Below are 26,829 nucleotides of genomic sequence, written 5' to 3'. Positions count from 1 at the left end.
GCCGCTTGGGCACGAGGGGCTGCCGCGCTGGCTCCCGTCAGGGTTCCGCGCGGCTAGCTAAGAAGCGCGACGCTTGCGTACACGATATTCACTCTAGCGCACCGGCCCTTCCCGCTCCGTCGACATTTCGGCCCGGCCGAGCGCGATGACTGTCGGAGCCGGTCCGTAGGGTCACTCCCGTGCGACGGGTCGATGCCGAAGAACTGCGCCGGACGACCCTGGCGCGCCAGTTCCCGCCGATCGAGGGTCGGGACGGTCGGGCCGTGCTCGACCTGTTCGAGCGGCTCGGCCCGATCCAGTCCCAGGTTCCGCGGGCGCCCTTCCTGACCGCGTCGTCACGGCTGCCCGGAGTGGGCTACGCGGTGGTGCGCGACCTGTTCGCCGGCCATGAGCTGCTGAAGACGACCAGCCTGCGCGGCACCGTGCACAGCACCACCCGAGCCGATTTCGTGCGCACCGATGCCGTCGCGCGCCATTCCAGGGAGCCCGTGCTGCGGCGCGAGCTCGGGCTCGGCGAGCTGCCGGCCGGAGCGGTGGCGGCGGAGCTGGAGCGGTTCTGCGGGGACGAGTGGCGGCCGCGGAAGGAGGTCGTGAGCCACCTGACCGAGTGGCTGGACGGGCGCGGCATCGGCTTCGAGCCGAGCACCTTCAGCGCGAACCTGATCTGGGGCCACAGCGGCCTGATCCGGCGGCCCAAGGACGAGCACTGGGAGAAGCGGACCGACACCTTCCACCGGACGGCCCGCGACGTGGTTGCGCTGCCGCCGCGGCCCGACCCGTCGGTCGCGCTGGCCGAGCTGGTCCGGGTGCACCTGAGCGCGTACGGCCCACTCACCCGAGCCGATCTGGCGTTCTTCTTCGGCGTCCGGCTGGGCGAGGTGGATGCCGCGCTGGCCGTGCTCGCTGCGGAGGTCGAGCCGCTGATCGGACCCGACGGCGAGCCGATGCTGGACCTCGCCGAGGCGGCCGGTCGCGCCGACGCGGAGGCCGACCCGGATGTCCGGCTTCTGCCCGAGTACGACGGGCTGCTGGTCGGCTATGCCGGTCCGAACCGGACCCGGTTCTGCAGGCCCGAACACCTCGCCCGGGTCTGGGCCAAGGCGAACGGGGTGTTCTCCCCGGTAGTGCTGGCCGGTGGCCGGATCGTGGCGAGCTGGCGGACGGTGAGCACCGGCCGCCGGACCCGGCTCGAGCTGGAGCTGCTGCCGGGCGCGTCGCCACCGGCCGAGGACGACCTCGCGCCTCAGGTGGCGGCCCTGTCCTCGGTGCTGGCGCTGTGCGTGGACGATGTCTCGATCCGTCGCTGACGCCGGCCCCGGGCGAGTTCGGTCGCCAGCGCGTCCAGCGGCTGGTCCCAGGTCCGGCGGAAGCGGTCGAGCCAGACGTCCAGCTCGCTCAGTGCCTCGGGCCGGACCGCATACCAGCGCCGGGTTCCCTCGGCCCGGACGGCCACGACCTCGTGCTCGCGCAGCACGCGCAGATGTTGCGAGCCGGCCGGCTGGGAGATCCCGAACCGGGCGCGGGCGAGCGCCACCAGATCGCCCGCCGGCTGCTCTCCGGTGGCCAGCGATTCCACCATCAGCCGGCGCACCGGATCGGCCAGCGCCTCGAACACGCCCACGGAACCGCGGCCCGGCCGCTCAGTCCCCGACCGGCTGGCCGGTGTAGAACGCGGTGGTGCGTGCCCCGGCCTCGTGTGCGGCCGCCGGGTCGTCGCCGTCGGCGATCGCGGCTTGGCTCCAGCCCTTGCTGGCCCCGGCGATGAACTGCATCCCCTCGGGTGACAGCGACCACGCCTCGAACTCGGCCGGGTCGAGCGTGGCCCCGGTCCGCAGGTGCTGGTCGAGGCCGTTCAGTGCGAGGTCCCAGCCGACGCCGACCGCCCCCGGCCCGAACTGGGCCCAGCGATCCGGATCGACGAACGCGGTATGCCGGAGCTCGAGTTCGGTTCTGTCCTCGCCGTCCTCGGTCAGGCGCAGCTCGAGCCAGGTCACCTCGCCCATGAACTCCCAGGTGACGGCGGCCAGGTGCGGCCGGTCGCAGCGCTCGACCACGCCGCCGGCATTGCCCTCGAGCTGATAGCGGCCACCCACGGTCAGGTCGCCGCTCACCGGCAGGAACCAGCGCGGGATCCGCTCGGGGTTCGTCAGCGCGTCCCAGACGTCCTCGATCGCGGCGTCGTACGTCCGCAGCGCGAGCGCGACCTTCGCCTCTCGCCCGTCGCGCTGCGCCGTCTCCACTCGCCGCTGCACCGCACCCACCAGATCAGCCACCGACATGTTGCCCTCGCCTCCCTCGTCGCCATGTATAAGTGACAGCTTATATATGGACCATCCGATCGACAACCCCGGAATGACCGCGACGGGTCCGAAGTTGTCTCGTGCGTGCTGATCGAGATCTTCTCCGACGTGGTCTGCCCGTGGTGCTACATCGGCAAGCGGCGGCTGGAGCGGGCGCTGGCCGAGTTCACCCATCGCGACGGGGTCGAGCTGCTGTATCGCTCGTTCGAGCTGGACCCGACCACGCCGAAGGACTCCGAGCTGAGTCTGGACGAGATGCTGGCCGCCAAGTACGGCCGCAGTCTCACCGAGGCCCGCGCCATGAACCAGCGGGTGAGCGACCTGGCCGCCGAGGCGGGCCTGCGGTTCGACCTGGCTCGGGCCCACCCCGCCAACACCTTCGACGCCCACCGGCTGCTGCACCACGCCCTCGCCCAGGGCCGCCAGGCCGAGCTGACCGAACAGCTGCTCCGGGCGTACTTCACCGAGGGCGCCCGGCTCGCCGACCACCGGGTGCTGGCCGACCTCGCCGCCGAGGTCGGGCTCGATCGAGACACGGCCGCCGCAGTCCTGGCCGGGCAGAACTACGCCGACGCGGTGCGAGCCGACCTCGCGCTGGCCCGGAGCTTCGGCGCTACCGGCGTACCGTTCTTCGTCTTCGATCGTCGTTACGGCGTGTCGGGCGCCCAGGATGTCGGCGTCTTCGCGCAGGTGCTGGAGCGCGCCTGGTCCGACCGGGAGGGGTCCGACCGGGAGGGGTCCGACCGGGAGCCGGATCCGGTCACCGCCGGCGAGGCCCGCACAGACGAGGCCCGCACAGACGAGGCCCGCACAGACGAGGCCCGCACAGACGACTCCTGCTCACCGACCCGCTGAGATCTGGGCCGCCTCGGCCCGCAGCTCCTCCAGGACGGCGGCGACCACGCGGCGGGCCTCCCGATCCGGTCGGAGCAAGGCCTCGACGTGCCGGCCCGCGCGCAGGCCGGTCAGCGGGACCAGGGCGAACCGACCGTCGGCGTGATCCAGGGTGGAGTAGCGCGGCAACAGGGCGAGGCACTGACCGCGGGAGACCAGGCGTTCCATCAGCGGCAGGTGGGTGGTCCGCCGGACCACTCGGACCGGTTGCCCGGCTCGCGCCGACAGGGCCAGCAGGGCGCGCTCGATCGGGAACCCGACCGGCGGCGCGGTCCACGGCTCCCCCACCAGGTCCGCCGGCTCGACCGCGGCGCGCCCGGCGAGCGGGTGACCCAGTGGCAGCCCGACGTCCAGCGGCTCGCGGAGCAGCGGCACGACCCGGATGTTCGGCCGGGGCGCCGGCTCGGTGTCGTCGCTGCGGTGCGCGACGACGATGTCGTAGTCCGCGACCAGGTCGGCGAAGCCGTCCTGCGACACGTCCTCGTCGAAGGTGTCCAGCCGCACCCGGGGGAAGCGCAGCGCCAGCCGCTCCACCAGGCCCGGGATGAACAGCTCCGACGCGGAGAAGAAGCTCGCCAGCCGGACGGTCCCGCTCACGTCGCCGAGGAACCGCCGCCAGGACGCGTCCGCCTCGGCGAGCGCGGTCGCCACGCCGGTGGCACTGTCGGCCAGCGCCCGGCCCGCGTCGGTGAGCCGCAGCCCGCGGCCGTCCCGCTCCACCAGCGGGATGCCCAGCCGGCGCTGCAGCGACTTCAGCTGCTGCGACACCGCCGACGGTGTCCGGTGCGACGCCTCCGCCACGGCCGTCACCGATCCGCGGTCCCCCAGCTCACGGACCAGCTCCAGGTCCGGCCAGCCGAGCTGCACGTCCATGAAGTCAGGCTACACAGTAGATGAAGCAGATTTCGATTGTCCTTAACCCAAGCGGCGCGGAGGATGAACGCATGCCGACCCGCGACCGACTCCTGGCCGTGCTCGTCGCCGTCTGCTGGGGACTCAACTTCCCGGCAACGGCGCTCGCCCTGCAGCACTTCCCGCCACTGTTCATGGTGGCCCTGCGCTTCGCCCTGGTCGCCGTGCCGACCGTGCTGCTCGTCCCGCGCCCGGCGGTGAAGCTGCGCTGGCTGATCGGCACCGGCCTGGGCATCGGCGTACTCCAGTTCGCCTTCTTGTACCTCGGGATGGCCGCCGGGATGCCGAGCGGCCTCGCCTCCCTGGTGCTGCAGGCCTCGGCGCCGTTCACTGTGCTGCTGGCCGGCGTCTTCCTGCGTGAGCGGCTCAGCCGCCGCCAGGTCGCCGGGATCGTGCTCGCGGTGGCCGGGCTGGCCGCGATCGCGGTCCACCGTGGCCAGACCGCCGCCCTGCTGCCGGTCGTACTCACCCTGTGCGGCGCGCTCGGCTGGGCCGTCGGCAACGTCTGCAGCCGGCAGGCCCGAGCACCCAAGCCCCTGCAGCTGACCCTGTGGATGTCGGTCGTGCCGCCGGTCCCGATGCTGGTCGTCGCACTGATCGTCGAGGGGCCGGCGCGGATCGGCGCGTCGCTGGCGACCGCCTTCGACGCCGACGCGCTGCCGTCGCTGCTCGGCCTGCTCTACATCGTGCTGATCGCCACCGTGCTCGGCTATGGGCTGTGGAACCGGCTGCTGAGTGCGTACCCCTCCTCGACCGTGGCCCCGTTCTCGATGCTGGTGCCGATCGTCGGAGTGATCAGCTCCTGGCTGATCTTCGGCGAGTCCTTCGACGCGGTCGAGCTGATCGCCGGCGCCGCCGTGATCGGCGGCGTGCTGATCGGCTCCCTGCCCCGCCCGACCCGCGCGACCACCGAGTTGTCAGGCTCTCAGCGTGCTATGGCTCCCCGAGAGCCTGACAACTTGCCCGGCACTGCGCGGCTGACCGGCGCGCCGGGCGGCTAGGTTATGGTCGGCGGCCGCGAGTGCGAAGGAGAACGCGATGGCCTGGTTGGTGACCGGCGGTGCCGGCTACATCGGCGCGCACGTGGTGCGGGCGTTCGGGACCGTGGGCATCGATGTCGTGGTGATCGACGACCTGTCCAGCGGCCACCGCGGCTTCGTCTCGCCGGAGGTCCCGTTCGTCGAGGCGAACGTGGTCGACCGGGCCGCGCTGCACGGAATCTTCGACGGCCATCAGATCGACGGCGTGGTCCACCTGGCCGGTTTCAAGTACGCCGGGGTCTCGGTCCAGCGCCCGCTGCACACCTATACCCAGAACGTCACCGGGATGGTCTCGCTGCTGGAGGAGATGGCCGACCACGACGTCGACAAGATCGTCTTCTCCTCCAGTGCGGCCACCTACGGCACCCCGGACACCGGGATCGTCACCGAGCAGAACCCGACCCGGCCGGAGTCGCCCTACGGCGAGTCCAAGCTGATCGGCGAGTGGCTGCTCCGCGACCAGGCCCGGGCGACGAGCCAGCACGGACCGGGGCTGCGGCACACCTCGCTGCGCTACTTCAACGTGGTCGGGTCGGGCTATCCGGACCTGCGCGACACCAGCCCCCACAACCTGTTCCCGCTGGTCTTCGAGCAGCTGGTGAACGGCAAGGTCCCCTACATCAACGGCGACGACTACCCGACGCCGGACGGAACCTGCGTCCGCGACTACGTCCACGTCTCCGACCTCGCCACCTCCCATGTGGCGGCGGCGAAGGCTCTGACGGCCGGCCGGGAGCTGGAGCCGGTCTACAACCTCGGCTCCGGAGACGGGCTGTCGGTCCGGCAGATCATGGACGCGGTCGCGGCCGTCACCGGCATCGACTTCACCCCCGACATCCACCCGCGCCGACCGGGCGACCCGGCCCAGATCGTCGCCACCGGCGAGCTCGCCGCCCGCGACCTGGACTGGCGGATGCGGCACAACGTCGAGCAGATGGTGGCCTCGGCCTGGGAGGCTCGGCAGGCCGCGGCTGAGTGAGCGCGCACGGGCCGCGCGCGCGACCCGTGCAGCGGCGCTGGTGGGTCGTCGCCGCGTACGCGGCGGTCAGCGGCACCAACCAGATGCTCTGGCTGACGTTCGCACCGCTCACGACTGAGGCCGCCGCCCACTACGGCGTGTCCGTCGACGCGATCGGCTGGCTGTCGGAGCTGTTCCCCTTGCTGTACGTCGTGCTGGCGCTGCCCGCCGGACTGGCCCTCGACCGCTGGTTGCGCCCGTCCCTCGCGCTCGGGGTCGGCCTGAACGCCGTCGGCGCTGTCGTCCGAGTCCTCTCACCGGTGTACGCCGGCGTGCTGGTCGGGCAGATCCTGATCGCCGTGGCACAACCGCTGCTGCTGGCGGCGGTGACCCGGGTCGTCGAGGCGAGCGTGCCGGCCGCACAGCGTCCTCGCGCGATCGGCATCGCCTCCGCCGGACTGTTCGCCGGCATGCTGGTCGCCCTCGTACTGGGGCCGGTGTTCGGGTCCGAGCGGCTGGACGCCCTGCTGCTGGTCCAGGCCGGACTCACCGTGGTGGCCGCGGCCGCGATGATGCTCGCGCTGGCCCGACCGATCTGGCCGGCCGGCACCGGGGCGGCCGCCCCGGGCGTGGAGCGCGGCGGGCGCCTCCGCTCGGTGCTGGCCGATCCGGTCATCCGCTCGCTGGTGCTCGTCGCTGGCCTCGGGTTCGGCGTCTTCGTGGCGGTCACCACCTGGTTGCAGGCGCTGCTCGCGCCGGCGGGGATCTCCGCCGATCTCGCCGGGATCATGCTGCTGGTGATGGTGCTGGCCGGCATCCTCGCCGGCGTGCTGCTGCCGGAGCCGGTCATCCGCTCGGGCCGGGCCGTGCCGATGCTGCTGGTGGTGGTGGCCGTCACCAGCGGTGCCGGCCTCGTCCTGGCGGTGCTGCCCGGTCCGGTGAGCGGCCTGCTCGCGGCAACGGCGTACGGCCTCGCGCTGCTCGGCGCGCTGCCGGTGATCCTGAGCCTGGTCGAGACCCACGCCGGCGCCGCGGAGGCGACCGCCACCGGCCTGGTCTGGCTGGGCGGCAACCTCGGCGGCATCGTGGTGTCGCTGCTGGTCCAGGCGACCCTCGGCAGGCCGCCGGTCGCCTTCGGGCTGATGACGGCTGTGATGCTTCTCGGCATTCCCGTCCTGGTCGCCCTCCGCCGCCGCCTGAGCACCAGCGCCCCGGCGGAAACTGTGCCGTAGTTGCGGATGCCACCGGCGTGTCGCTGCGAGAGCCGCACAGTTTCCGGGATGGGCTGGCGATTTAAACAAACGTACGTTTGAATAGACCTGTGCGATGGGATGCGCAGCTGATCGACGGGCGGTCGACCGACGGGCGGTCGACCGACGATGCCCTGCCGGGAATGCCAGGGCTGATCCGGTCGGTGCAGACGCCGGAGTTTGCCGGCATCACGTTCCACGAGGTGTTGGCGAAGTCGGCCCTGAACAAGGTGCCGAACGGGTCGCAGGTGCCGTTCGGGTGGACCGTCAACCCCTACCGCGGCTGCTCCCATGCCTGCACGTACTGCTTCGCCCGCAACACCCATACCTATCTGGAACTCGATCCGGGCGCCGACTTCGACTCCCAGATCGTGGTCAAGATCAACGTCGCCGACGTGCTGCGGCGCGAACTGAGCCGACCGAGCTGGCACGGCGCGGCGGTGGCGTTGGGCACCAACACCGACCCCTACCAGCGCGCCGAGGGCCGCTACCGGCTGATGCCCGGCATCGTGGCCGCCCTCGCCGACTCGGGCACTCCGTTCTCGGTGCTGACCAAGGGCGCCACCGCCCGCCGCGACCTGCCGCTGCTGGCGGACGCGGCCCGGTCCGTGCCGGTCGGCATGGGCGTCTCGCTCGCCCTGGACGACGACGCGATCCACCGCGACCTCGAGCCGGGCACGCCCACTCCGCGGTCCCGGCTCGGCCTGATCCGCGCCATCACCGACGCCGGCCTGCCGTGCCAGGTGCTGGTGGCGCCGGTGCTGCCGATGATCACCGACAGTGACGAGGATCTCGACCGGCTGCTCGGCAAGATCGCCGCCGCCGGGGCGAGCGGCGCCACCGTATTCGCCCTCCATCTGCGGACCGGCGCGCGCGAGTGGTTCTGGCGCTATCTGCGCCGGCACCACCCCGAGCTGGAGCGGGCCTACCACGAGCTCTACCGCAACAGTGCGTACGTGCTGCGCTCCTACAGCGACGACCTCGCCCGCCGCGTACGTCCGCTGTTGCGCCGGCACGGACTGCACGCACCGAAACTGTTGCGCGATCCGGAGCCGACGGTGGCCCCATCACCCCCGACCCGCGAACCGACCCTGTTCTGACCCGACTGAATCGATTGTGTGTGAGCCCAGCGAAACCCTGCCGTCACATGAGAGCGACAACTGTCATCTTCCCGTAACGCTTCGTCGTCCAGGTGCAACACGGACGAACGAGAGTTCTGCCTAACCTCGCCACGTCCAGGATCCAGCCGTGCCGAGGCGACTCACACATTCCAGTTACTTCACCGAAAGAAGCAACATGCCACCACTCGACATCAATTCAGGCGATACCGCCTGGATCCTGACTTCAGCGGCGTTGGTGCTCCTCATGACGCCGGGACTGGCGCTCTTCTACGGCGGCATGGTCCGCGCGAAGAGCGTCCTCAACATGATGATGATGAGCTTCAGCTCGCTGGCGATCGTGTCGGTGCTCTGGGTGCTCTACGGCTACTCGATGGCCTTCGGCGACGACGCCACCGGGGTCGGCCTGCTCGGCAACCCGCTGCAGTACCTCGGCCTCAAGGGCATGATGGAGGACACCGGCGCCAGCCTGCCCGCGATGGCCTTCGTCGCCTTCCAGGCCGTGTTCGCCATCATCACCGTCGCGCTGATCTCCGGCGCCATCGCCGACCGCGCCAAGTTCGGCACCTGGATCATCTTCACCATCATCTGGGTCACCGTCGTCTACTTCCCGGTCGCCCACTGGGTGTTCGACTTCAGCCTCGACCAGCATGTGGGTGGCTGGATCGCCAACACGTTGAAGGCGATCGACTTCGCCGGCGGCACGGCGGTCCACATCAACGCCGGCATCGCGGGCCTGATGCTCGCCATCGTGATCGGCAAGCGGATCGGCTGGCGGCGTGACCCGATGCGGCCGCACAACCTGACCCTGGTCATGCTCGGTGCCGGTCTGCTCTGGTTCGGCTGGTTCGGGTTCAACGCGGGCTCTGCCGTCGCGGCCAGCAACTCGGCCTCGGTCGTCTGGGTCAACACCATGGTCGCCACCGGCGCGGCCTGCCTGGCCTGGCTCGCCACCGAGCGGATCCGGGACGGTCACGCCACCTCTCTCGGTGCCGCGTCCGGCATCGTCGCGGGCCTGGTTGCGATCACCCCGTCCTGTTCCGCGGTCAGCCCGATCGGCGCGATCATCCTCGGCGCGGTCGCCGGCGTCGTCTGCGCGCTGGCCATCGGCCTGAAGTACAAGTTCGGCTACGACGACTCGCTCGACGTGGTCGGCGTCCACCTCGTCGGCGGCATCTGGGGCACCCTCGCGGTCGGCCTGCTGGCCACCGCGGCTGCTCCGGCCGGGGTCGACGGGCTGTTCTACGGCGGCGGCTTCGACCAGCTCTGGCGGCAGGCCGTCGGCGCGCTCGCGGTGCTGCTCTACAGCGGGATCCTGACCCTCGTGATCGGGCTCATCCTGCACAAGACCATCGGCTTCCGGGTCTCGGCCGAGGAGGAGACCGCCGGCATCGACGGGATCGAGCACGCGGAGACCGGATACGATCTCGGCAGCCTGAGCTCCGGCATGCGGGGTGTGTCCTTCGGTGGCACCCAGCCCGTCCGGACCACCGAGACCGACGAGGGCCCGGCGGGCGCTCGCGGTGACCACGACGAGGAAGAGGTGAAGGCATGAAGCTCGTAACCGCGATCATCAAGCCGCATATGTTGGACGAGGTGAAGACGGCTCTCGAGTCCTTCGGGATCGAAGGCATGACGGTCAGCGAGGCCAGTGGCTTCGGCCGTCAGCGGGGGCACACCGAGGTCTATCGGGGGGCGGAGTACACCGTCGATCTCGTGCCCAAAGTGAGGCTTGAGGTGCTCGTGGACGACGACGATGTCAAGGACATCATCGACGTCCTGGTCAAGAGCGCTCGGACCGGCCGCATCGGTGACGGCAAGGTCTGGTCCGTTCCCGTGGACGATCTCGTCCGCGTGCGTACGGGCGAGCGCGGGCTGGACGCGCTCTGAAGCGTGACTTAACCAGCGAGCGTCTCAACGTCGCGATCCGGTCCGCGTGGGTTCCCACGGCAGGGCCGGATCGTCGGCGTTCTATCACCTGTTGCGTCGAGTCCGCCCTCGTCGAGCTCTATGCCGACGCCGGCGGTCCGGCGTCGGGGACCGCGCTGGCGTGTGTCGGCAGCCTGGCCCGGCGCGAGCTCGGCCCGCGCTCCGACCTGGACCTCGTGCTGGTGCACGCCGGTGGCCAGCAGGCGGCGGTGAACGGGCTCGCCGAGAAGCTCTGGTATCCGCTCTGGGACGCCGGGGTGAAACTGGACCACTCGGTCCGGACGCCGGCCGAGTGCGCCGAGGTGGCCGGCCGCGAGCTCAGCGCCGGCGTCGGCCTGCTCGACCTGCGGGTGATCGCCGGTGATGCCGAGCTGGTCGCCGGCGCCCGCAGCGCGCTGCTCGGCTCGTGGCGGAACAACGCGCGCAAGCGGCTGCCCGAGCTGCTGTCCTCCCTGGACGAGCGGCTGGCGCTGGCCGGCGACGCGGCGTACCTGCTGGAGCCCGATCTGAAGGAGGCCCGCGGCGGCTTCCGAGACATGACCATGCTCCGGGCCCTGGCCGCGACCTGGCTGACCGACCGCCCGCACAGCGGGGTCGAGGAGCCGTACGACCGCCTGCTGGACGTCCGCGACGCGCTGCACGTGACCTCCGGGCGCGCGCTGGACCGGCTGCTGGCCGGCGAGGTGGCCGACGTCGCGGACCTGCTCGGGTTCGCCGACACCGACGCGCTGCGGCGGGAGGTGTCGATGGCGGCCCGGCGGATCGGCCAGGCCGTCTATCTGACCAGCCGTGCGGCGCGCCAGGTGCTGCCCCAGCGCCGGGTGCTGTCCTTCGTCCGGCGGGAGCGCAGGCCCGAGTTCAGCCGGGCCGACCACGGCCTGATCGTCCACGCCGGCGAGGTCGGGCTGGACAAGGACACCGACCCCCGCGGGCCGTACGTCGGTCTGCAGGCGGGTGCGCTGGCGGCCGAGCGTGGCCTGCTGCTGTCGCCGGTCACGGTCGCCAACCTCACCACGCACGCACCCGCGATTCCCGCGCCGTGGCCCGACGAGGCGCGGGAGGCGCTGCTGCGAATGCTGGCGGCGGGCGAGAACGTGCTGCCGGTGTGGGAGGACCTCGACCTGTCCGGGATCGTGGCCCGCTGGCTACCGGCCTGGGAGCTGATCAGCGCCCGGCCGCAACACAATCCGGTGCACATCTACACCGTTGACCGCCACTCGATCCAGACCGTCGTCGAGGCCCACCGCGGACTAACCCAGGTGGAACGCCCGGACCTGCTGCTGCTCGCCTGCCTGTTCCACGACATCGGCAAGGGGGCGAACGGCGGCGTGGCCCATGCCGCGGTCGGGGCACCGATCGCCCGTGATCTGGTCGAACAGCTCGGGCTGGGAGCGGACGACGCCGACGTGGTCGAGCGGCTGGTCCGCGAGCACCTGACCCTGGTCGAGCTGGCGACCCGGCGCGACCACACCGATCCGGCGACCCACGAGGCGCTGGTCAAGGCCGTGGACGGCCGGACCGAGATCTTGAACCTGTTGCGCCGGCTCACCGAGGCGGACGCGCGGGCCGCCGGACCGGCCGCCTGGACGCCGTGGCGCGCCCAGCTGATCAACGATCTGGCGAACCAGGTCGAGGGGCTGCTGGTCGGCGAGCCGCTCGACCCGCACGGCACGGAGTTCGTCGACCTCGGGCTGGCTCGTTCGGTCGGGCTGGACGGGGTGCCGCGGATTCGGCTCGAGACCAAGCCCGGCGGCAGTCAGCTGCTGTGCGCCGCGACCGACCGGCTCGGCCTGTTCAGCGACACCGCCGGCCTGCTGGTCGCGCACGGCATCTCGGTCCGCTCCGCGGTGCTGCACACCGTCGAGGGGGTCTCGGTGAACACCTGGCGGACCGACAAGGTGTCGGCCAAGGAGCTTCCCGACCTGGCGTTCCTGGTCAAGGAGCTGCAGCGGCTGGAGGCCGGCGACCGCTCGATGCTGGCCGGCGTGCAGCGGCGCGAAGCCCGCGCGCAGAACGCGGTCGCGAGCGAGCCGCACGTCGCGGTGGTCCCCGACGCGAGCGGCACCGCCGCGGTGATCGAGGTGCGCACCGCCGACCGGGCCGGCCTGCTGTACGCCCTCGGCCAGGCCGTGACCGCCGAGCAGCTCTCGATCCGCTCGGCCCACGTCGCGACCCTGGCCGGCCAGGCGATCGACACGTTCTACCTGACCGAGCCCGACGGCTCGCTCCCCTCTACCGACCGGACCGCCGCGGCCGTACGCTCGCTGACCGCGGCCGCCGCCGCCCGCCGCGCACCCACCCCGACACCCTGACCCCTCGGCTCCCGCCCCACCGGCACCCCACGTCCTCGGATCCCTTATGGCTTCCCGGATCCCTTATAGCGGATCCGAGCCGTCCCAAGGGATCCGAAGACCTACCGGCGTGAGTTCGGATCCCCTGTAGGTCGCCGGATCCCCTATAGATCACCGGATCCCTTATGGCTCGTCGGATCCCCTATGGCTCGTCGGATCCCCTGTAGCGGATCCGAGCCGTCTCAAGGGATCCGAAGATCTGGCGAGGGTGAGTTCGGATCCTTTATGGCTCGCCGGATCCCCTATAGGTCACCGCATCCCTTGTGGCTCGCCGGATCTCTTATAGCTCGCCGGATCCCTTACAGCGGATCCGAGGCGATACAGGGGATCCGAAGATCTGCCGGGGGCGGCGGCGCCGGATCCCTTATGGCTCGTCGGATCCCTTATAGCGGATCCGAGGCGGTACAGGGGATCCGAAGATCTCTGCTGGGTGGGATCTGCCGGGCGGGGGCTCGCCGGCGGGGCGGGTCAGCCGACGGGGGTGGAGGCGAGCAGATCGTCCACCTCGGCGGCGGTCGGCGGCTGTGCGCCCTGCCGGCCGCAGACGATGGCGGCGGCCGCGGCGCCGCGGCGCAGCGAGTCCGGGAGCGGCTGGCCGAGGTTGACGTAGCCGTCCAGGAATCCCGCCATGAACGTGTCGCCGGCCCCGACGGTGTCGACCACATCGACCCGGAAGCCGGGCACCCGCACCTGCTCGCCGCCCGGCAGGACGGCTGCGCTGCCGTCCGGTCCGAGGGTGACCACGGCCATCGAGACGCCGTACGACTCCACCCAGCCCGCCACGACGTCGACCGGGTCGGTCACGCCCGGCTTGGCCGCCCCGGCGGCCTGAGCGAGGAACTTCACGTCCTCGTCGCTGGCCTTGATGATCCCGTGGTGCACGCCCACGGTGCGCAGCCACGGCTTCACCCGCTCCCAGTACTCGTCCGGGTCGGTGATCACCGACGGCCGGACGTTGATGTCGTACGACATCTGGCAGGTCAGCTGACCGGCCCACTCGTGCAGCACCTGGGCACCCGGGCTGACCACGGTCGCCAGCGAGGCGATGTGCAGGAAGTCGTCGCCGGTGAGCAGCGGCAGGTCCTCCTCCTGCCAGCCGAAGTTCGCGGTCTCGGCGAAGTGGAACGTATAGCTGGCAACGCCCTGGTCGTCCAGGCTCACCACGGCGATCGAGGTGGACTGCGACGACTCGGTGGCGAGATCGAGCTCCACACCGGCCTCGGTGATGTAGGCGGTGAGCTGCCGGCCGAACGAGTCGCGGGAGAATCTGCCGAGAAAGTGCGAGTCGGCCCCCAGCCGTGCGAGCGCAACGGAGGAGTTCATCGGACCTCCCGCCGACAGCGCCAACCAGGTGGAACTGAAGTTCCCCCCCGGTTGCTCGGCCGCCTGGATGAGGTCGATCAAGGATTCGCCGCAGACCACGAAGCGCTTCATGGGAGACAACCTAACGGTCGGCGGCGCGGACGCTCACCCCGCCAGCATGTCGGGATGCTTTCGGAACTCGCGCCGCAGCTCGTCCCAATAGCTGGGCGGGAGCGCCCGCTGGTTGATGTCGGCCAGCAGGGAGGCCATCGAGTACTCAGGGTCGATCCGTTCGACCCGTTCGACACAGCAGTTCTGCAGCGTTCCGTTGCCCGCCACCCAGGCGGAGATCCCGAGCAGGCACAGCGGCGCGGAGGCGAGCCACACCGGCGTGCGGGACACCACCCGCTGCCACAGCGCGACGTGCTCGGCGGCCCGTTCGCGGGTGAGTTGGGCCCAGGCCACGTCGCGCACGTGGAGGTGGTGGACCAGAACCGCCAGCCGCGCGCACTCGACATCGCTCGGTGGCTGCCCGGCGTCCAGGGTCTGCTGGACGAGGCGCCGGACCAGCCGCTTGCGGCTGCCGACCGACGTGCCGATCAGCTCCTCCAGGGCCTCGTCGACGGCCAGCTCGAGAGCGGGCACGTCATCGGGCGATGGTCCGGCGACCAGAGCCTCCACCGACGAGCGGTCCGGCATGGCGTTCAATCCGGCGTACACCGCCGCCGCGCTGAGCGGATTGCTGCCGAGGTCGTACGGCGTCCCCTCCGGCGGGCAGCAGGATCCGTTGCACAACACCGACCACCAGCGCTCGCCGTCGGCGAGCATGGCGTCGACCAGCACCGCCGGGTCGATCTCGTCGGCGAGCGCCGCCGTCCGTTCCCAGGCGTCGTCGGAACGGCTGTAGGTGATGGTGACCACTCCGACGGCGCCCTGGCCGCGACGCACCTCGTCGAGGTAGCCGGCGAGCCCGCGTGGATCGGTCAGCTCGGCGAAGTCCATCCGGGCCGTCATCACCACCCGGCGCTCGCTCAGCAGCAGCAGGACGACCGACTCGCTCGGATGGAAGCCGAGCAGGTACGGGACGACGCCGATCAGGTCGGCCGGTGACTTGGCCCGGAGCCGGGTGCCGTCTTCTGCGTCCGGCCCGACGGACGCGCGGGCGGACGGGCCGGCAGACGGGCTGGCGGACGGACGGACGGCTCGCTTTCGCTGTCTTCTCATGCCTGCACACTCCGGACGAGAGTGCCGATCGTGCCGCCCCTGCCGAAATCTGTGGACGACGCTCGGCACGGGCTCGAACCTGTGGACGACGAAGGCTGCATCCGCAACCTCGGCGGCGGGTACCGTGGTCGCGTCATGCCGAACCAGCCGCCCGGATCCGAGACTCCGGGAGCGGACCCGTTCCGGCCCGGCTCGCCCGGACCGGAATCCCTCGACGGTGCCTCCGGCATGGGCTCCACGCCGAGCGGACCGTCGTTCGCGCCCGGCAGCCCTCAGCCGCGCTGGAGTCGTCCGCTCGGCCCGGAGCCGGTCGCCCGGCCCGATCCGGAGACCTACCGGCCGCCCCAGTCGCGGCTCCCCGCCGTGCTCACCGCACTCGCCGTCGGCGTGGTCGCGCTCGTGGTAGCGCTGGCGAGCGTGCTGGCACACCGAGCGGACCAGGTCGTGGCGATCCCCAGCCCGACCCGCTCGGCCGCCTCACCGCACATCACGGTCACCAAGGACTCGATCGAGTTCACCACCCGAAGCGGGGCCGGCCGGCTGACCATCCTGGACCACACCTGGCGCGACGCCCAGAACGGAGGCGGCTCCGCGCTCCAGGTCAGGATCCGGATCGCCTGCAGCAGCGGCGTGGTCGACTACGACCCGTTCGACTTCCAGGCCTTCGACGCGAGCGGCAGCCTGTTCGACCTGGCCACCGAAGAGGTCGACGGGCCGCTGTTGGGGGTCGGCGCGCTGCAAGCTGGCGAGCAGACGACGGGCCTGGTCGCCTTCGTCATCCCGCGCGGCGAGGTGACCCTGTTGATGAGCGACGACGCCGACTCGGTGACCGCGCTCAAGGTCCCCGACTGATACCTGCGCGCGACACCTCGGCCCCGGAAACTGTGCAGCTGCGACAGGTTTCGGGGGCCGAGAGTGGCCGTTTCTGCCCACTTTCGGCACGCGGACACGGTGTCTGACCAGTTTTCCCCCCGTCGCGAGCGGGGAGGGGGCCGCCGGCGATGCGGAGCTCAGGCCGCGAGGCCCTGGACGCTGGTCCGGGCGACCACGCGGTGGGCTCGGTCCAGCCACCAGCGAACCCGCGGACCGCCGCCCGCGTCCTGCGCGGCCGGGTCGGCGGCGCGCCAGGCCGCGTCGATCGCGTACATGGCCTGCATCTGCGGGCGCACCCGGCCGGGACCGCCACACCGCCGGTAGCTGTTCCAGAAGTGCTCGCTCAGCCAAGCCACCGTGGCCGGGACGGAGTCGGCGACCAGGGCGATGCTCGCCAGGCAGGCCGCGACGTCCCAGTCGGGATCACCCAGACCGGCGCTGCCGAGGTCGGTGAAGCGGGCCCGCCAGAACACGTCGACGCTCACGTTCTCCGGGGCGATCCGGCCGATCGTCCAGTTTCGGTCGGACCAGCGCTCGCGTACGGTCTCGGCCGCGACCCGGATGCCACGGTCGGCGTCCAGCGCGTGCCGGATCTCGGCGCCGAGCGCGGTATCGCGGGCGTTGCGCACCGATCGGGTCGAGATGGCGGTGCACGGCACGTCCGGTCGCGGGCGGCGGTCGGCGGGCAGCCGGTGCACGGCGGCCAGGGACGTACCCAGGGCGACGCAGCCGGCGGTGAGGTCGGCCAGTGCGGAGTCGCCGGCGGTCGGCGCCCAGTGGTGCGCGGCCGACAACTCGGCCAGCGTCCGGCCGGCGAGGGCGGCGGTCCACAGCCGCCCGTCGGTGGACGGCAGCACGGGCGCGGCGAGATCGTCCGCGGCGAGCGCCTCCAGCGCCGCCCGCTCGTGCGCGATCGGCGCGGAGGGCGCCGCCTCCCGGACGGTGGCGACGATCCGGCCGCGGAGGGCGACCACGCGCTGACCGGTGCCGGCGCCCGGGCCTGCGGCGACGAGTCCCCGCTCGACCTCGGTCCGGGTCACCAGACCCAGCTCGAGCGCCTGCGCCAGGATGTCCATCGCCGTTCTCCTTGCCACCATGTCCGAATCGGTGCTCCCGGAAGTCTGTGATCATCCGGAAGCCTGGGTTGTCCAGCAGTCTCGGGTTGTCCAGCAGTCTTGCTCCAACAGAGCGCTCGTCGGGGGACGGTGATACGGCGACACGCCGGGACCCGCTCTTTTGGACGGATCGGGCACGCTGGAGGTTCCCAGCCCACTGCGACACCGAGGACCTGTGATGTCGACCGTTCAGCCCGCCGGGCCCAGCCGGGTGGACCGTCCCGTGCCGGCCGTGACCGCGGCCCTGGTGATGGTGATCGCGCTCGGCGTGTTGTGGCTCAGCGAGCTGGTCGATCAGCTGAGCGGCAACCAACTGGACTACTACGGCATCCACGCCCGCGAGCTCGACGGGCTGCCCGAGATCTACACCGCTCCCCTGCTGCACGGCGGCTGGGAGCACCTGATGGCGAACTCGGGGCCGTTCTTCGTTCTGGGTCTGCTGGTGCTGCTGGGCGGGGCGCTGCGCTGGGTGGTGACGACGCTGATCAGCGTGACCGTGTCGGGACTGGCCGCCTGGGTGCTCACCCCGATCGGCACCATCGTGCTCGGCGCGAGCGGGTTGATCTTCGGCTGGCTGACCTACCTGCTGGTTCGTGGCATCCTGACCCGCCGTCCGGCCCAGGTGATCATGGGGATCGCGGTGCTGGTCGTCTACGGCGGAATGATCTGGGGCGTGCTGCCGGGGGCCGCCGGGATCTCCTGGCAGGCGCACCTCGGCGGCGCCGCCGGCGGGATCCTCGCGGCCTGGCTGCTGCATCGCCGGCGTTCCTCGCCGGCACCGACGCCGGGCCGGCCGGGGTACGTCGGCGGGCGCTGATCCGGCGCCGGGTTCAGAACTCGATCTCGCTGTCGCCGTTCTGCAGGTCGTCGCGGAGTGCCGTCAACCGGCCCTGCGCCAGCCGTACGTCGTCGTCGTCGAGTTGTGGCCGGGTGAAGAACTCCCGGAGCTCGGTCGCGGCACGGGATGCCTCGGGAAAGCCGAACGTCCCGGCGGAGCCGATCAGCTGGTGCGCGACCGCTGCCGCCTGGGCACGCCCGGCCTCGTCCAGCCGTCCCTCGGCGGCGAGCTCGAGCGAGCGCTCGAGCTGAGCCGCGCGGCTGAGATTGGTCACCCGGGCCCGGCTGCGGAGCCCACGCATCGCCGGAAGCACCCGGTCGATCTCGTCGACGTGCCCATTCGAGCCCACACCGTTCGAGCCCGCTTCCTTCGAGCCCAGACCGTTCGAGCCCGGTTCCTTCGAGCCCAGACCGTTCGAGCCCAGACCGTTCGAGCCCAGTTCTTTCGAGCCCAGACCGCTGGGACCCAGACCGTCGCGGCCCATACCGTCGGCGCCGGCGGGCGCCGATCCGGCCGAGCCTCCCGGACCGTTCGCCGTGGCCCGCGCGTCGCGGGTGTCAGAAGGCCGATCCATCAGCTGTCCACCCAGCCGAGCATCTGCGCGACCTGACCGGCGAGCGTCATCGGGTCGAACGGCTTCGGGATCATCCCGGCCAGCGCCAGCCGGCTGAAGTCGCGGCGGTCGACGCTCAAGTTCTTGGCGGTCAGCAAGATGACCGGGATCTCCGCAGTCATCGGATCCTCGCGCAACCGGGCCACGGTCGACGGCCCGTCGACCCCCGGCATCATCACGTCCAGCAGGACCGCGTCGGGTCGCTCCGCCCGCGCCAGCTCCGCCGCGTCCGCGCCCGAGTTCGTGCTGATCACCTGCCAGCCGCCGACCACCTCCAGCGCCAGCGTGGCGACCTCGCGGATGTGGTCGTCGTCGTCCACGACGAGCACGCGACGCTCGGTCATGTCGAGCACCCCAGTTCATGAGCGGGGCACGGCAGCGAACCCGACGGGCACCCCAGCGATCGTGCCGGCGCAACACCGCGTGCTCCGCGACCGGCGTCACCGTGCATCGAGGACCTCCCAGGACCCTGGCAGGCACAAGACCTGTCCCGGGTCGCGAACGACGTGGCCAACCCCCCGATTTCCACCAAACATGTTACGCAGAGGAACAGGTTACGCAGAAAACCCGGTGATACGGTCAGCCCCATGACGGGGCAGGTCCGGCCCTCGGCGGGGATCGGAGATGCCGCCCCGCCGAAGCGTCGGCTGCTCTGGCGCTATCCGATCGCGCTCGCGGTGATCGCGATCTTCGGCCTGCTGCTCGGCAGCGACCTGCCGCCGGAGGTCCGCCGCGCGGTCAGCGGCTTCGGTCAAATGCTCGGCGCGCTCGCCGTGAGCGCGGCCTGCATGTATCGCTACCGGCTCAGTACCGGCCGCCGCCGGCACGCCTGGCTGTTCTTCGCCATCGCCGGGCTGTTCGGCTCCGCCGGAGCCGTCGGCCTGTGGGCGGCCGAGCCCAGCGGCGCCGGCGACCCGACCTCGCCGGCCAACGCGTTCATCACCTTGGCCCTGCTCAGCGGCGTCGCCGGCATCGTGCTCTATCCGTCCGTGCCCCGCCGGCTGACCGAGATGATCCGGATCGTGCTGGACGGTGTGGTGCTCGGCGGCTCGGTGCTCTACATCGCCAGCCTGACGGTCTTCCCGCAGATCCTGGCCAACACCAGCACCCCGTATCCCCAGCGGCTGCTGCCGCTGGCCTCGCCGGTGGTGGAGATCGTGATCGCCACGGTCGCGGCACTGCTCTACTGGCGCGCGGCCCCGGCGGACCGGACCTCTCTCGGCCTGGCGGCCATCGGGTTCGCCCTGTACGCGGTCTCCGCCACCGCGCTGGCCGTCGAGACCGCGCAGGGCGACTTCATGCTCGGCTCGATCACCGACCTCGGCTGGATCGCCGGACACGTGACGCTGGCCCTCGGGATCAGCCTGGCCCGGGTCGAGCCGCGCAACACCGAGCGCAAGGAACTGTCCCCCGTGCTCGGCACGTTCGTCATGTTCGGGCTGTTCCTGGCCGCCGGCATCGTGAACCTGCTCGCCACCGCGGGTGACTCCTACGTCGCGGCCGGCGTGCTCTGGCTGATCGTGTTGCTGGCGGTCGCCGGCCGGCAGATCTTCATCATCTTGGACAACGAGCGGCTGCGCCGCGACCTGGAGATCCGGGTCGCCGAGCGAACCAGTGCGCTGAACACCGCCAACGAGCGCAACATCTTGCTGCTCAACTCGGTCGGTGACGGTATCTACGGCGTCGACCGGACCGGGTTGATCACCTTCGTCAACCCGGCCGCCGCCCACGCCCTCGGCTTCGGCTCGACGGAGCTGATCGGCCGCGACGCCCACGCGCTGTTCCATGCCCCGCTGCCCGACGGCTCTCCGGCTCCGATCGAGGGCTGCTACATCACCGAAGCCATCCGGCAGCGGGTGGTGACCAGCGCCGAGGACGATCTCTACACCCGGGCCGACGGCTTGCAGATCCCGGTCGAGGTGACCGCGACCCCGCTGATCGAGGAGGACTCCGTGACCGGCGCGGTGGTCGTCTTCCGCGACGTCACCCAGCGCCGCGAGGTCGACCGGATGAAGAGTGAGTTCGTGTCGATGGTCAGTCACGAGCTGCGGACCCCGCTCACCTCGATCCGCGGCGCGCTCGGCCTGCTGTCCGGCGGTGCGCTGGGCCCGCTCGCGCCCAACGCCGGCCGGATGGTCGACATCGCGCTGGAGAGCAGCGACCGGCTGACCCGGCTGATCAACGACATCTTGGACATCGAGCGGATCGAGGCCGGGGTCGTCTCGATGAAGCTCGCCTTCCATCCGATCGCCGAGCTGATCTCGACCGCGACCAGCCAGGTCCAGCTGCTGGCCGAGCAGTCAGAGATCGCGATCAGCGTCGACGCCGCACCGGCGCGGGTCTTCGTCGACGCCGACCGGGTCGTCCAGACCCTGGTCAACCTGGTCGGCAACGCGATCAAGTTCTCGCCGAACCAGACGACGGTGTGGATCGAGGCGCTCGAGCGCGGCACGTTCGTCGAAGTCGCCATCCACGATCAGGGACGCGGGATCCCGGAGGGCAAGCTCGAGGAGATCTTCGCCCGCTTCCAGCAGGTCGACTCCTCCGACGCACGGGCGAAGGGCGGTTCCGGGTTGGGACTGGCCATCAGTCGCAGTCTGGTCGAGCGGCTCGGCGGCCGGATCTGGGCGGAGAACAACCCGGCCGGCGGAGCGACCTTCCGCTTCACCCTGCCGACCGAGGCCGACTTCCCCAGCGCCGAGGACGTCACCGTTCCCGTAGAGCCCCGGACGCGTCGAGTCGGTACGGTATAGGGCATGTCAGGTCAGCCCGAGCGCGTTGCGGTCGTCATCGAGGACGATGCCGATATCCGCAACCTGCTCGAGGCGATCCTGGCCCAAGCCGGCTTCAGCTGCTACACCGCCGCAGACGGGGTCGAGGGGATCGCGGCGGTCCGCGAGTACAAGCCGATCCTGACCACGCTCGACATCAGCCTGCCCGGCATCGACGGCTTCGAGGTCGCCCGCCGGATCCGCGCGTTCAGCATGAGCTACATCATCATGCTGTCGGCCCGCGACGAGGAGATCGACACCTTGATGGGGCTGGACGCGGGCGCGGACGACTATCTGACCAAGCCGTTCCGGCCGCGCGAGCTCCGGGCCCGGATCGAGGCGATGCTGCGGCGCTATCACCAGTCGCCACCGACCATCGAGGTGTCGGCGGCCCGTCCGGCCGGCGGCACCGCGCAGGCGAGCGCACCCGCTCCGGTCGTCACGGAGGTCGAGCCGGAGGACGACGACAGCGGCTGGCTCACCCACAACGGCCTGCGGATCAACGCCGACATGTGGCTGTGCGATCTCGACGGCGCACCGCTCGAACTCACCCGAAGCGAATTCGACCTGCTGCTGGCGATCATGCAGGGCCAGCGCCGGGTGATCTCCAAGGACTCTCTCGCGCTGGAGCTGCGCGGCGAGTACGGCAGCAGCGGCTACGTCAGCGACTCCGACCGGCGGGCCGTCGAGGTGCACATGGCGAACCTGCGCCGCAAGCTCAACGACCCGGTCAGCAAGCCGCGCTACATCGAGACGGTGCGCGGGGTCGGCTACCGGCTGGCAGAGCCGGACTGAGGCCGGCCCGACGGTGCGACCGGACTGCCCGGACTGCCCGGCGTGACGGGGCTCGACGGGGTCGGCCGGCTGAGCACACTGCTCAGCGCGGTCAGCCGTACCCGCAGCGCCTCGGCCTGCGCGGTGAACTCTCGCAACCGCTCGTCGACCCGTCCCGGATCGTCGCGGACCGCTCGGCGCAGTTCCGTGGTCGCGGTGACCAGGTCCTGGGCGCCGAGCATGGCCCCGGTGGTTTCCAGGCTGCGCAGCACCGTGATCGCACCGTCGTTGTCGGACTCCGCGAGCGCCTCAGTGACCGCGGCGAGCCGCTGGTCCAGCAACGTCAGGAAGTCGATCACGAAGCGCTCCACGATCCCCGTGTCGTGACCGACCTCGTTGGCCAGCTCACCCAGCTGCGTGCTCCGAATGGGAGTGATCGGTCCCGGGCCGGCTGGCGACACCGAGACCGATCCTCCCCCTGACCCGCCACCCGCCGCGGCAGGTCGGTTCCCGGCTGGCGGCGAACCGGCATCCCCCGACGCGATCCGCTGCCCGCCCTCCAGATCCTCGTCCCCTGTCGAGTTCTGGTCCCCTCGTGCCGGGTCGCCGTTTCCGGCCACCCGGTCCCCGGCGCTGACGACCGGGCTGAGCCCGGCCCCGCTCTCCGGGACTGCCGACGTACCGGCGAGACGTCCCCCGACCAATCCCGCCGCCCCGTCGACAGCCTCAGCGCGCGTGCCATCCCACTCCCGAGACGCCACGGCACACCCCCAAACTGACAACACCACTCCCCCGAGTAGTCGTCCCCCGTGACGACAGCCGCGCGATCCGCCGCTCGACCTGGGGACAAGCCTGCTCTGCCGGGCTCAGTCGGTCGTGCGGTTGCGGCTAAGCGTCAATCAGGATTTGCTCAAGATTGAGAGGCTCCGGACGTGCGCGGACCGGGCTCCGAACGTGCAGTAGGGCCCTCCGGATGCTCCGAAAGGCCCTACTCTTCCCCGACAGGCGTCTGCGGTGCCAGCGCGTTCCCCTCCCCCAGAGGAACACCTGGCTGCCGTTGGAAAACGCTCCCCGCTGACCCCCTCCATCCCGGTCGCCCGGACTGGTGGCAGGACCATAGCCAGCGCAAAATGCCACTGTCGAGGGGCGGGTCGACATTTGTCGCCAACCGGCTATGACCAAATCCGGACACGATTATTGCGCCCCTCAGCACGCCAGCAATTCTCGGATTTCGTCGGCGCTGAGTGAGCTGTCGCCCAGCACGTCATCGGCCAGCACGGAGCCGACCAGCTGCTCCTTCCGGGCCTTCAGGGCCATCACCTTCTCCTCGATCGTGTCCCGCGCGACGAGCCGATAGACCATCACCGGCCGGGTCTGCCCGATCCGGTGGGCGCGGTCCACGGCCTGCGCCTCGGCGGCCGGGTTCCACCACGGATCCAGCACGAAGCAGTAGTCCGCCTGGGTCAGGTTCAGCCCGAACCCGCCGGCCTTCAGGCTGATCAGGAAGACCGACGCCGACCCGCCGGTGAACGTCTCGATGGCGCCCTGCCGGTCCCTGGTGGAGCCGTCGAGATAGCTGAGCGAGATGCCCGTCGCCTCCAGCCGTTCCCGGATCTTGCCGAGGAAGCCGGTGAACTGGCTGAACACCAGCGCGCGGTGCCCCTCCGCGACCAGCTCGCCGAGCCGGTCGACCAGCAGGTCGATCTTGCTGGCCGGTACGCCGGTGTGCTGCGCGTCGACCAGCGACGGGTCCAGCGCGAGCTGGCGCAGGAGGGTGATCGAGCGCAGGATCGTGAACCGGTTCTTGTCCAGCTCGTCGACCAGTCCGAGAACCTTCTGCCGCTCGCGCTGGAGATAGGTCTGATAGACCCGCTGATGCCGCGGCGCGAGCGTCACGTCGATGACCTGCTCCTGCTTCGGCGGCAGCTCGGTGGCCACCGCCTCCTTGGTCCGGCGCAGCATCAGCGGCCGGATCCGGCGGCGCAGCCGGTCCAGCGCGTCGAGATCCTGGCCCCGCTCGATCGGCAGCCGATACGACTCGCTGAACCGCTCCGGGTAGGGGAACAGGCCGGGTGCGGTGATCGACAGCAGCGACCACAGCTCCATCAGATTGTTTTCCAGCGGTGTTCCGGTGATCGCCACCTTGTACGGCGCGTCCACCTGGCGCACGGCCTGGTACGTCTTCGAGCGGTGGTTCTTGACGAACTGAGCCTCGTCCAGGATCAGACCGCGCCAGCCGCGCGCCGCGAGATCGACGACGTCCAGCCGGGCCAGCGCGTACGAAGTGACGACCAGGTCCGCGGTCCGCTCGTCGAGCCGGGCCAGCGCCTTGCTCCGGCGGGCGGAACTGCCCTCCAGCGCGACGACGCGCAGGTCCGGCGCGAACCGCGCGGCCTCGCTGACCCAGTTGCCCGTCACGCTGGTCGGCGCCACCACCAGGAACGGTGGCTCGTCCGGGTTCTGCTCCCGGGCGTGACAGATCAGGGCCAGCGTCTGCAGCGTCTTGCCCAGGCCCATGTCGTCGGCCAGGATGCCGCCGAGCCCGTGCCGGAACCGCGCGGCCAGCCAGCCGAACCCCTCCAGCTGGTACGGCCGCAGCTCCGCCTTCAGCCCCACCGGCAGGGTCGGCCGGTCCACCGGGTCGGCGCTCAGCAGGCCGCGGACGGCCCGGGACCAGCGGTCGGCCTGGCCGACCACCACCCCGAGCTGGAGCAGTTCGTCCCAGACGCTCGCCTGCGCCGGACTGATCCGCAGACCGGGTTCGTCGTCGTCCTCGTGCAGCGTGCGGGCCTCGTCGATCAGCCCGCGCAGCGTGCTGAACTCCCGCCGCTCGAGGTCGATGCACACCCCGTCCTCGGTGATCATGAACTCGTCACCCAGGCTGAGCGCGACGAACAACTGCTCGAAGTCGAGCGGGTCGCCGTCGACCCGGACCGTGATGTGCAGGTCGAACCAGTCCGCGCCAGGGGTCCGCGGCGCGCCGACCGGCACGGGCCGCTCGCTGGTGGACACCTCGATCAGCGGCGCCCCCCGCGCCCGCCGGTAGTCCACCGGTTCTCCGCTGGTCCGGATCTCGACCCCGGCCGCCGCCAGCCGCGGCAGCACCGCGGTCGCGAACAACACGGTGTCCCGACCGGCCAGCAGGGCATGGGCCGCCGGGCCGCCGCCCTGCGGCGCGCGCAGCGCCGGGATCTTGTCCAACGGCAGGTCCGGGGTGTCGAGCAGCGCCAGTTCGGCCGTCCGGTCACGACGGCTCGGCGGGACGATCGGCTGGTCGATGTCGTGTTCGGACGGGCCGTCGGCGGGGTCGTCGTAGACGAAGGACCAGTCCAGCCGCAGCCGATGCTCCGGCCGGTAGCCGACCGCGCAGACCAACCGGGGACGTACCGGCTCGGGAAGGCCCACCGAACCGTCGGAGCTGACCAGGGTCGCGGCATGCCGGATCGTCGGCACCACCTCGCGCAGGAAGCGCTCGCGATCCGCTGCCGGCACCCGGATCTCGCCGCCGCGGCCGAGCAGGATCCGCAGCTCCCCGACCAGCGGACGGCCGAGCGGCGCCAGCACCAGCGCGGGCCGGGACCGGTCGGTCGGGCGGTCGAGCCAGAACACCCCGTGCGCCGGCTCGCCGAGGACGCCGATCCGGCCGGTCGGGACGGGCTCGCCCGCGCGCAGGACCACCGGGTGCAGCTCGATCTCGCCGTCCGCCACCTGGCGGGCGTCCAGGCCCACGGCGACCTCGCGCGACTCCACCAGCAGCTCCTCGGTGCCGGCCGCGGTCACCAGTCCCAGCCCGGCCGGACCGGACCGCTCCAGCACCGACCACAGGCTCGGGCTGATCGCGCTCAGGTCGAGCCACGGGCTCCGCGGATAGGCGAACCGCGCGGCGGCGCCGGCGGAGGCCCACAGCTGCAGCAGCAGATCGCGCTGCTCGCTGCGATAGCCGCTGGCCAGGTAGTCCAGCTGCTCCCAGCCGACCCCGGATCGCACCCACCGGCCGCTGTTGCCCCGGCGCACGGGCCGGACCCGCAGCCGGAGCTGGCCGGTCACGCCGCGATAGTCGGGGGTCTGCTCCAGGTCGAACTCCAGCCCGAGCCGTACGTCCTCGGGCTCGCGCACCGGCTCCGCGGCCGCCGCGAGCCGGCCCAGGCTGCGCTCCCACTCGGGCCGGCCGAGCTGGCTGGTGATCGCCGTCAGCCCGCGGGCCGCGATCAGGATCGCCGCGGCGTGCTTGCAGTCGACGCCGATCGGGCAGGAGCACCGGCCCCGGTGCGCCGGCAGTCGGGACGGACCGCCGGCGAGCTGGACCGAGGTCGCATAGGACGCGTGGTGGGAGCCTTTCACCCGGCCGGCGACGATCCGCCGGTCGGCGTCGAACTCCAGACCGCCGACGTGGCCGTCCCGGACGTACACCTGGGCACGGGCGAACGCCTCCGGTCCGGCCATGGCGATGATCGCCTCGTTGGCCAGGACGGAGGTGAGATCCGCCGAGCGCCCGTCCATCGAGGCGATGCTAGTGCGGCCCGCTGACACCACCCGCTGTTCGCCCCGATCCGGCCCGCGGCCCGGC

At 71.4% G+C, this 26,829-nt stretch carries 23 protein-coding genes; 13 read left to right on the top strand and 10 right to left on the bottom strand.

Annotated features, from left to right (window positions below; genetic code table 11):
- Window positions 1-179: 179 nt before the first annotated feature.
- Window positions 180-1,307, top strand: a complete 1,128-nt coding sequence (locus tag ABD747_RS08215) for a DNA glycosylase AlkZ-like family protein (RefSeq protein ID WP_344803257.1) — start codon at window positions 180-182, stop codon at window positions 1,305-1,307.
- On the opposite strand, the gene ABD747_RS08210 is transcribed toward ABD747_RS08215, so the two are convergent.
- On the bottom strand, window positions 1,244-1,615 hold the full coding sequence (locus tag ABD747_RS08210; RefSeq protein WP_344803255.1) for an ArsR/SmtB family transcription factor: 372 nt from the start codon (window positions 1,613-1,615) through the stop codon (window positions 1,244-1,246). The two genes, ABD747_RS08215 and ABD747_RS08210, sit on opposite strands and share 64 nt — an antisense overlap.
- 25 nt (window positions 1,616-1,640) lie before the next feature.
- Complete coding sequence (locus ABD747_RS08205) at window positions 1,641-2,279, bottom strand: SRPBCC family protein (protein ID WP_344803253.1); 639 nt, start codon at window positions 2,277-2,279, stop codon at window positions 1,641-1,643.
- A 105-nt stretch (window positions 2,280-2,384) separates the two neighbouring features.
- Here ABD747_RS08205 and ABD747_RS08200 point away from each other — a divergent pair, with 105 nt between their 5' ends.
- On the top strand, window positions 2,385-3,155 hold the full coding sequence (locus tag ABD747_RS08200) for a DsbA family oxidoreductase (protein ID WP_344803251.1): 771 nt from the start codon (window positions 2,385-2,387) through the stop codon (window positions 3,153-3,155).
- On the opposite strand, the gene ABD747_RS08195 is transcribed toward ABD747_RS08200, so the two are convergent.
- On the bottom strand, window positions 3,141-4,067 hold the full coding sequence (locus tag ABD747_RS08195) for a LysR family transcriptional regulator (RefSeq protein ID WP_344803249.1): 927 nt from the start codon (window positions 4,065-4,067) through the stop codon (window positions 3,141-3,143). The genes ABD747_RS08200 and ABD747_RS08195 overlap by 15 nt on opposite strands.
- 71 nt (window positions 4,068-4,138) lie before the next feature.
- On the opposite strand from ABD747_RS08195, the gene ABD747_RS08190 reads away from it, so the two are divergent.
- From ABD747_RS08190 to ABD747_RS08160, 7 genes are all read left to right on the top strand, one after another.
- Window positions 4,139-5,107: an EamA family transporter gene (locus tag ABD747_RS08190; RefSeq protein ID WP_344803247.1), complete on the top strand. Its 969-nt coding sequence runs from the start codon at window positions 4,139-4,141 to the stop codon at window positions 5,105-5,107.
- A gap of 37 nt (window positions 5,108-5,144) precedes the next feature.
- Window positions 5,145-6,125: a UDP-glucose 4-epimerase GalE gene (galE, locus tag ABD747_RS08185; protein ID WP_344803245.1), complete on the top strand. Its 981-nt coding sequence runs from the start codon at window positions 5,145-5,147 to the stop codon at window positions 6,123-6,125.
- Entirely contained in the window at window positions 6,122-7,336 is a 1,215-nt protein-coding gene (locus ABD747_RS08180; RefSeq protein ID WP_344803243.1) for an MFS transporter, read from the top strand. The genes galE and ABD747_RS08180 overlap by 4 nt, the downstream gene beginning before the upstream one ends.
- 89 nt (window positions 7,337-7,425) lie before the next feature.
- On the top strand, window positions 7,426-8,454 hold the full coding sequence (locus tag ABD747_RS08175) for an Rv2578c family radical SAM protein (protein WP_344803240.1): 1,029 nt from the start codon (window positions 7,426-7,428) through the stop codon (window positions 8,452-8,454).
- Between the two features lie 196 nt (window positions 8,455-8,650).
- Window positions 8,651-10,027 (top strand): ammonium transporter, encoded by a 1,377-nt coding sequence (locus tag ABD747_RS08170; RefSeq protein WP_344803238.1) that lies wholly within the window; start codon window positions 8,651-8,653, stop codon window positions 10,025-10,027.
- Window positions 10,024-10,362: a P-II family nitrogen regulator gene (locus ABD747_RS08165; RefSeq protein WP_344803236.1), complete on the top strand. Its 339-nt coding sequence runs from the start codon at window positions 10,024-10,026 to the stop codon at window positions 10,360-10,362. Before ABD747_RS08170 ends, ABD747_RS08165 begins: the two co-directional genes overlap by 4 nt.
- Window positions 10,296-12,713 carry a [protein-PII] uridylyltransferase gene (locus ABD747_RS08160; protein WP_344803584.1) on the top strand — a complete coding sequence of 806 codons (2,418 nt, stop codon included), beginning with the start codon at window positions 10,296-10,298 and terminating at the stop codon, window positions 12,711-12,713. The genes ABD747_RS08165 and ABD747_RS08160 overlap by 67 nt, the downstream gene beginning before the upstream one ends.
- A gap of 507 nt (window positions 12,714-13,220) precedes the next feature.
- On the opposite strand, the gene ABD747_RS08155 is transcribed toward ABD747_RS08160, so the two are convergent.
- Both ABD747_RS08155 and ABD747_RS08150 read right to left on the bottom strand, forming a co-directional pair.
- Window positions 13,221-14,186, bottom strand: coding sequence for a carbohydrate kinase family protein (locus ABD747_RS08155; RefSeq protein ID WP_344803234.1), 966 nt, complete (start codon window positions 14,184-14,186; stop codon window positions 13,221-13,223).
- A gap of 33 nt (window positions 14,187-14,219) precedes the next feature.
- On the bottom strand, window positions 14,220-15,278 hold the full coding sequence (locus tag ABD747_RS08150) for a DUF4192 domain-containing protein (protein WP_344803232.1): 1,059 nt from the start codon (window positions 15,276-15,278) through the stop codon (window positions 14,220-14,222).
- Between the two features lie 135 nt (window positions 15,279-15,413).
- Here ABD747_RS08150 and ABD747_RS08145 point away from each other — a divergent pair, with 135 nt between their 5' ends.
- Complete coding sequence (locus ABD747_RS08145) at window positions 15,414-16,130, top strand: DUF4352 domain-containing protein (RefSeq protein WP_344803230.1); 717 nt, start codon at window positions 15,414-15,416, stop codon at window positions 16,128-16,130.
- Window positions 16,131-16,288: 158 nt separating this feature from the next.
- Here ABD747_RS08145 and ABD747_RS08140 read toward each other — a convergent pair whose 3' ends face one another.
- On the bottom strand, window positions 16,289-17,227 hold the full coding sequence (locus ABD747_RS08140) for a hypothetical protein (protein ID WP_344803228.1): 939 nt from the start codon (window positions 17,225-17,227) through the stop codon (window positions 16,289-16,291).
- Window positions 17,228-17,516: 289 nt separating this feature from the next.
- On the opposite strand from ABD747_RS08140, the gene ABD747_RS08135 reads away from it, so the two are divergent.
- Complete coding sequence (locus tag ABD747_RS08135) at window positions 17,517-18,083, top strand: rhomboid family intramembrane serine protease (RefSeq protein ID WP_344803582.1); 567 nt, start codon at window positions 17,517-17,519, stop codon at window positions 18,081-18,083.
- Window positions 18,084-18,096: 13 nt separating this feature from the next.
- On the opposite strand, the gene ABD747_RS08130 is transcribed toward ABD747_RS08135, so the two are convergent.
- Both ABD747_RS08130 and ABD747_RS08125 read right to left on the bottom strand, forming a co-directional pair.
- Window positions 18,097-18,678, bottom strand: coding sequence for an Hpt domain-containing protein (locus ABD747_RS08130; RefSeq protein ID WP_344803226.1), 582 nt, complete (start codon window positions 18,676-18,678; stop codon window positions 18,097-18,099).
- Entirely contained in the window at window positions 18,678-19,061 is a 384-nt protein-coding gene (locus ABD747_RS08125; RefSeq protein ID WP_344803224.1) for a response regulator, read from the bottom strand. Before ABD747_RS08125 ends, ABD747_RS08130 begins: the two co-directional genes overlap by 1 nt.
- 243 nt (window positions 19,062-19,304) lie before the next feature.
- On the opposite strand from ABD747_RS08125, the gene ABD747_RS08120 reads away from it, so the two are divergent.
- Together ABD747_RS08120 and ABD747_RS08115 are read left to right on the top strand one after the other, a co-directional pair.
- Window positions 19,305-21,470 (top strand): sensor histidine kinase, encoded by a 2,166-nt coding sequence (locus ABD747_RS08120; protein WP_344803222.1) that lies wholly within the window; start codon window positions 19,305-19,307, stop codon window positions 21,468-21,470.
- Between the two features lie 3 nt (window positions 21,471-21,473).
- On the top strand, window positions 21,474-22,283 hold the full coding sequence (locus ABD747_RS08115) for a response regulator transcription factor (RefSeq protein WP_344803220.1): 810 nt from the start codon (window positions 21,474-21,476) through the stop codon (window positions 22,281-22,283).
- Here the strand turns inward: ABD747_RS08115 and ABD747_RS08110 are convergent.
- Together ABD747_RS08110 and ABD747_RS08105 are read right to left on the bottom strand one after the other, a co-directional pair.
- Complete coding sequence (locus ABD747_RS08110) at window positions 22,259-22,723, bottom strand: hypothetical protein (protein ID WP_344803218.1); 465 nt, start codon at window positions 22,721-22,723, stop codon at window positions 22,259-22,261. The genes ABD747_RS08115 and ABD747_RS08110 overlap by 25 nt on opposite strands.
- A gap of 745 nt (window positions 22,724-23,468) precedes the next feature.
- On the bottom strand, window positions 23,469-26,762 hold the full coding sequence (locus ABD747_RS08105; RefSeq protein ID WP_344803216.1) for a DEAD/DEAH box helicase: 3,294 nt from the start codon (window positions 26,760-26,762) through the stop codon (window positions 23,469-23,471).
- Window positions 26,763-26,829: the final 67 nt, after the last annotated feature.

The sequence above is a fragment of the Microlunatus ginsengisoli genome, assembly GCF_039537205.1.
GTDB lineage: Bacteria > Actinomycetota > Actinomycetes > Propionibacteriales > Propionibacteriaceae > Microlunatus > Microlunatus ginsengisoli.
This window is presented reverse-complemented; position numbering and strand designations above follow the sequence as displayed.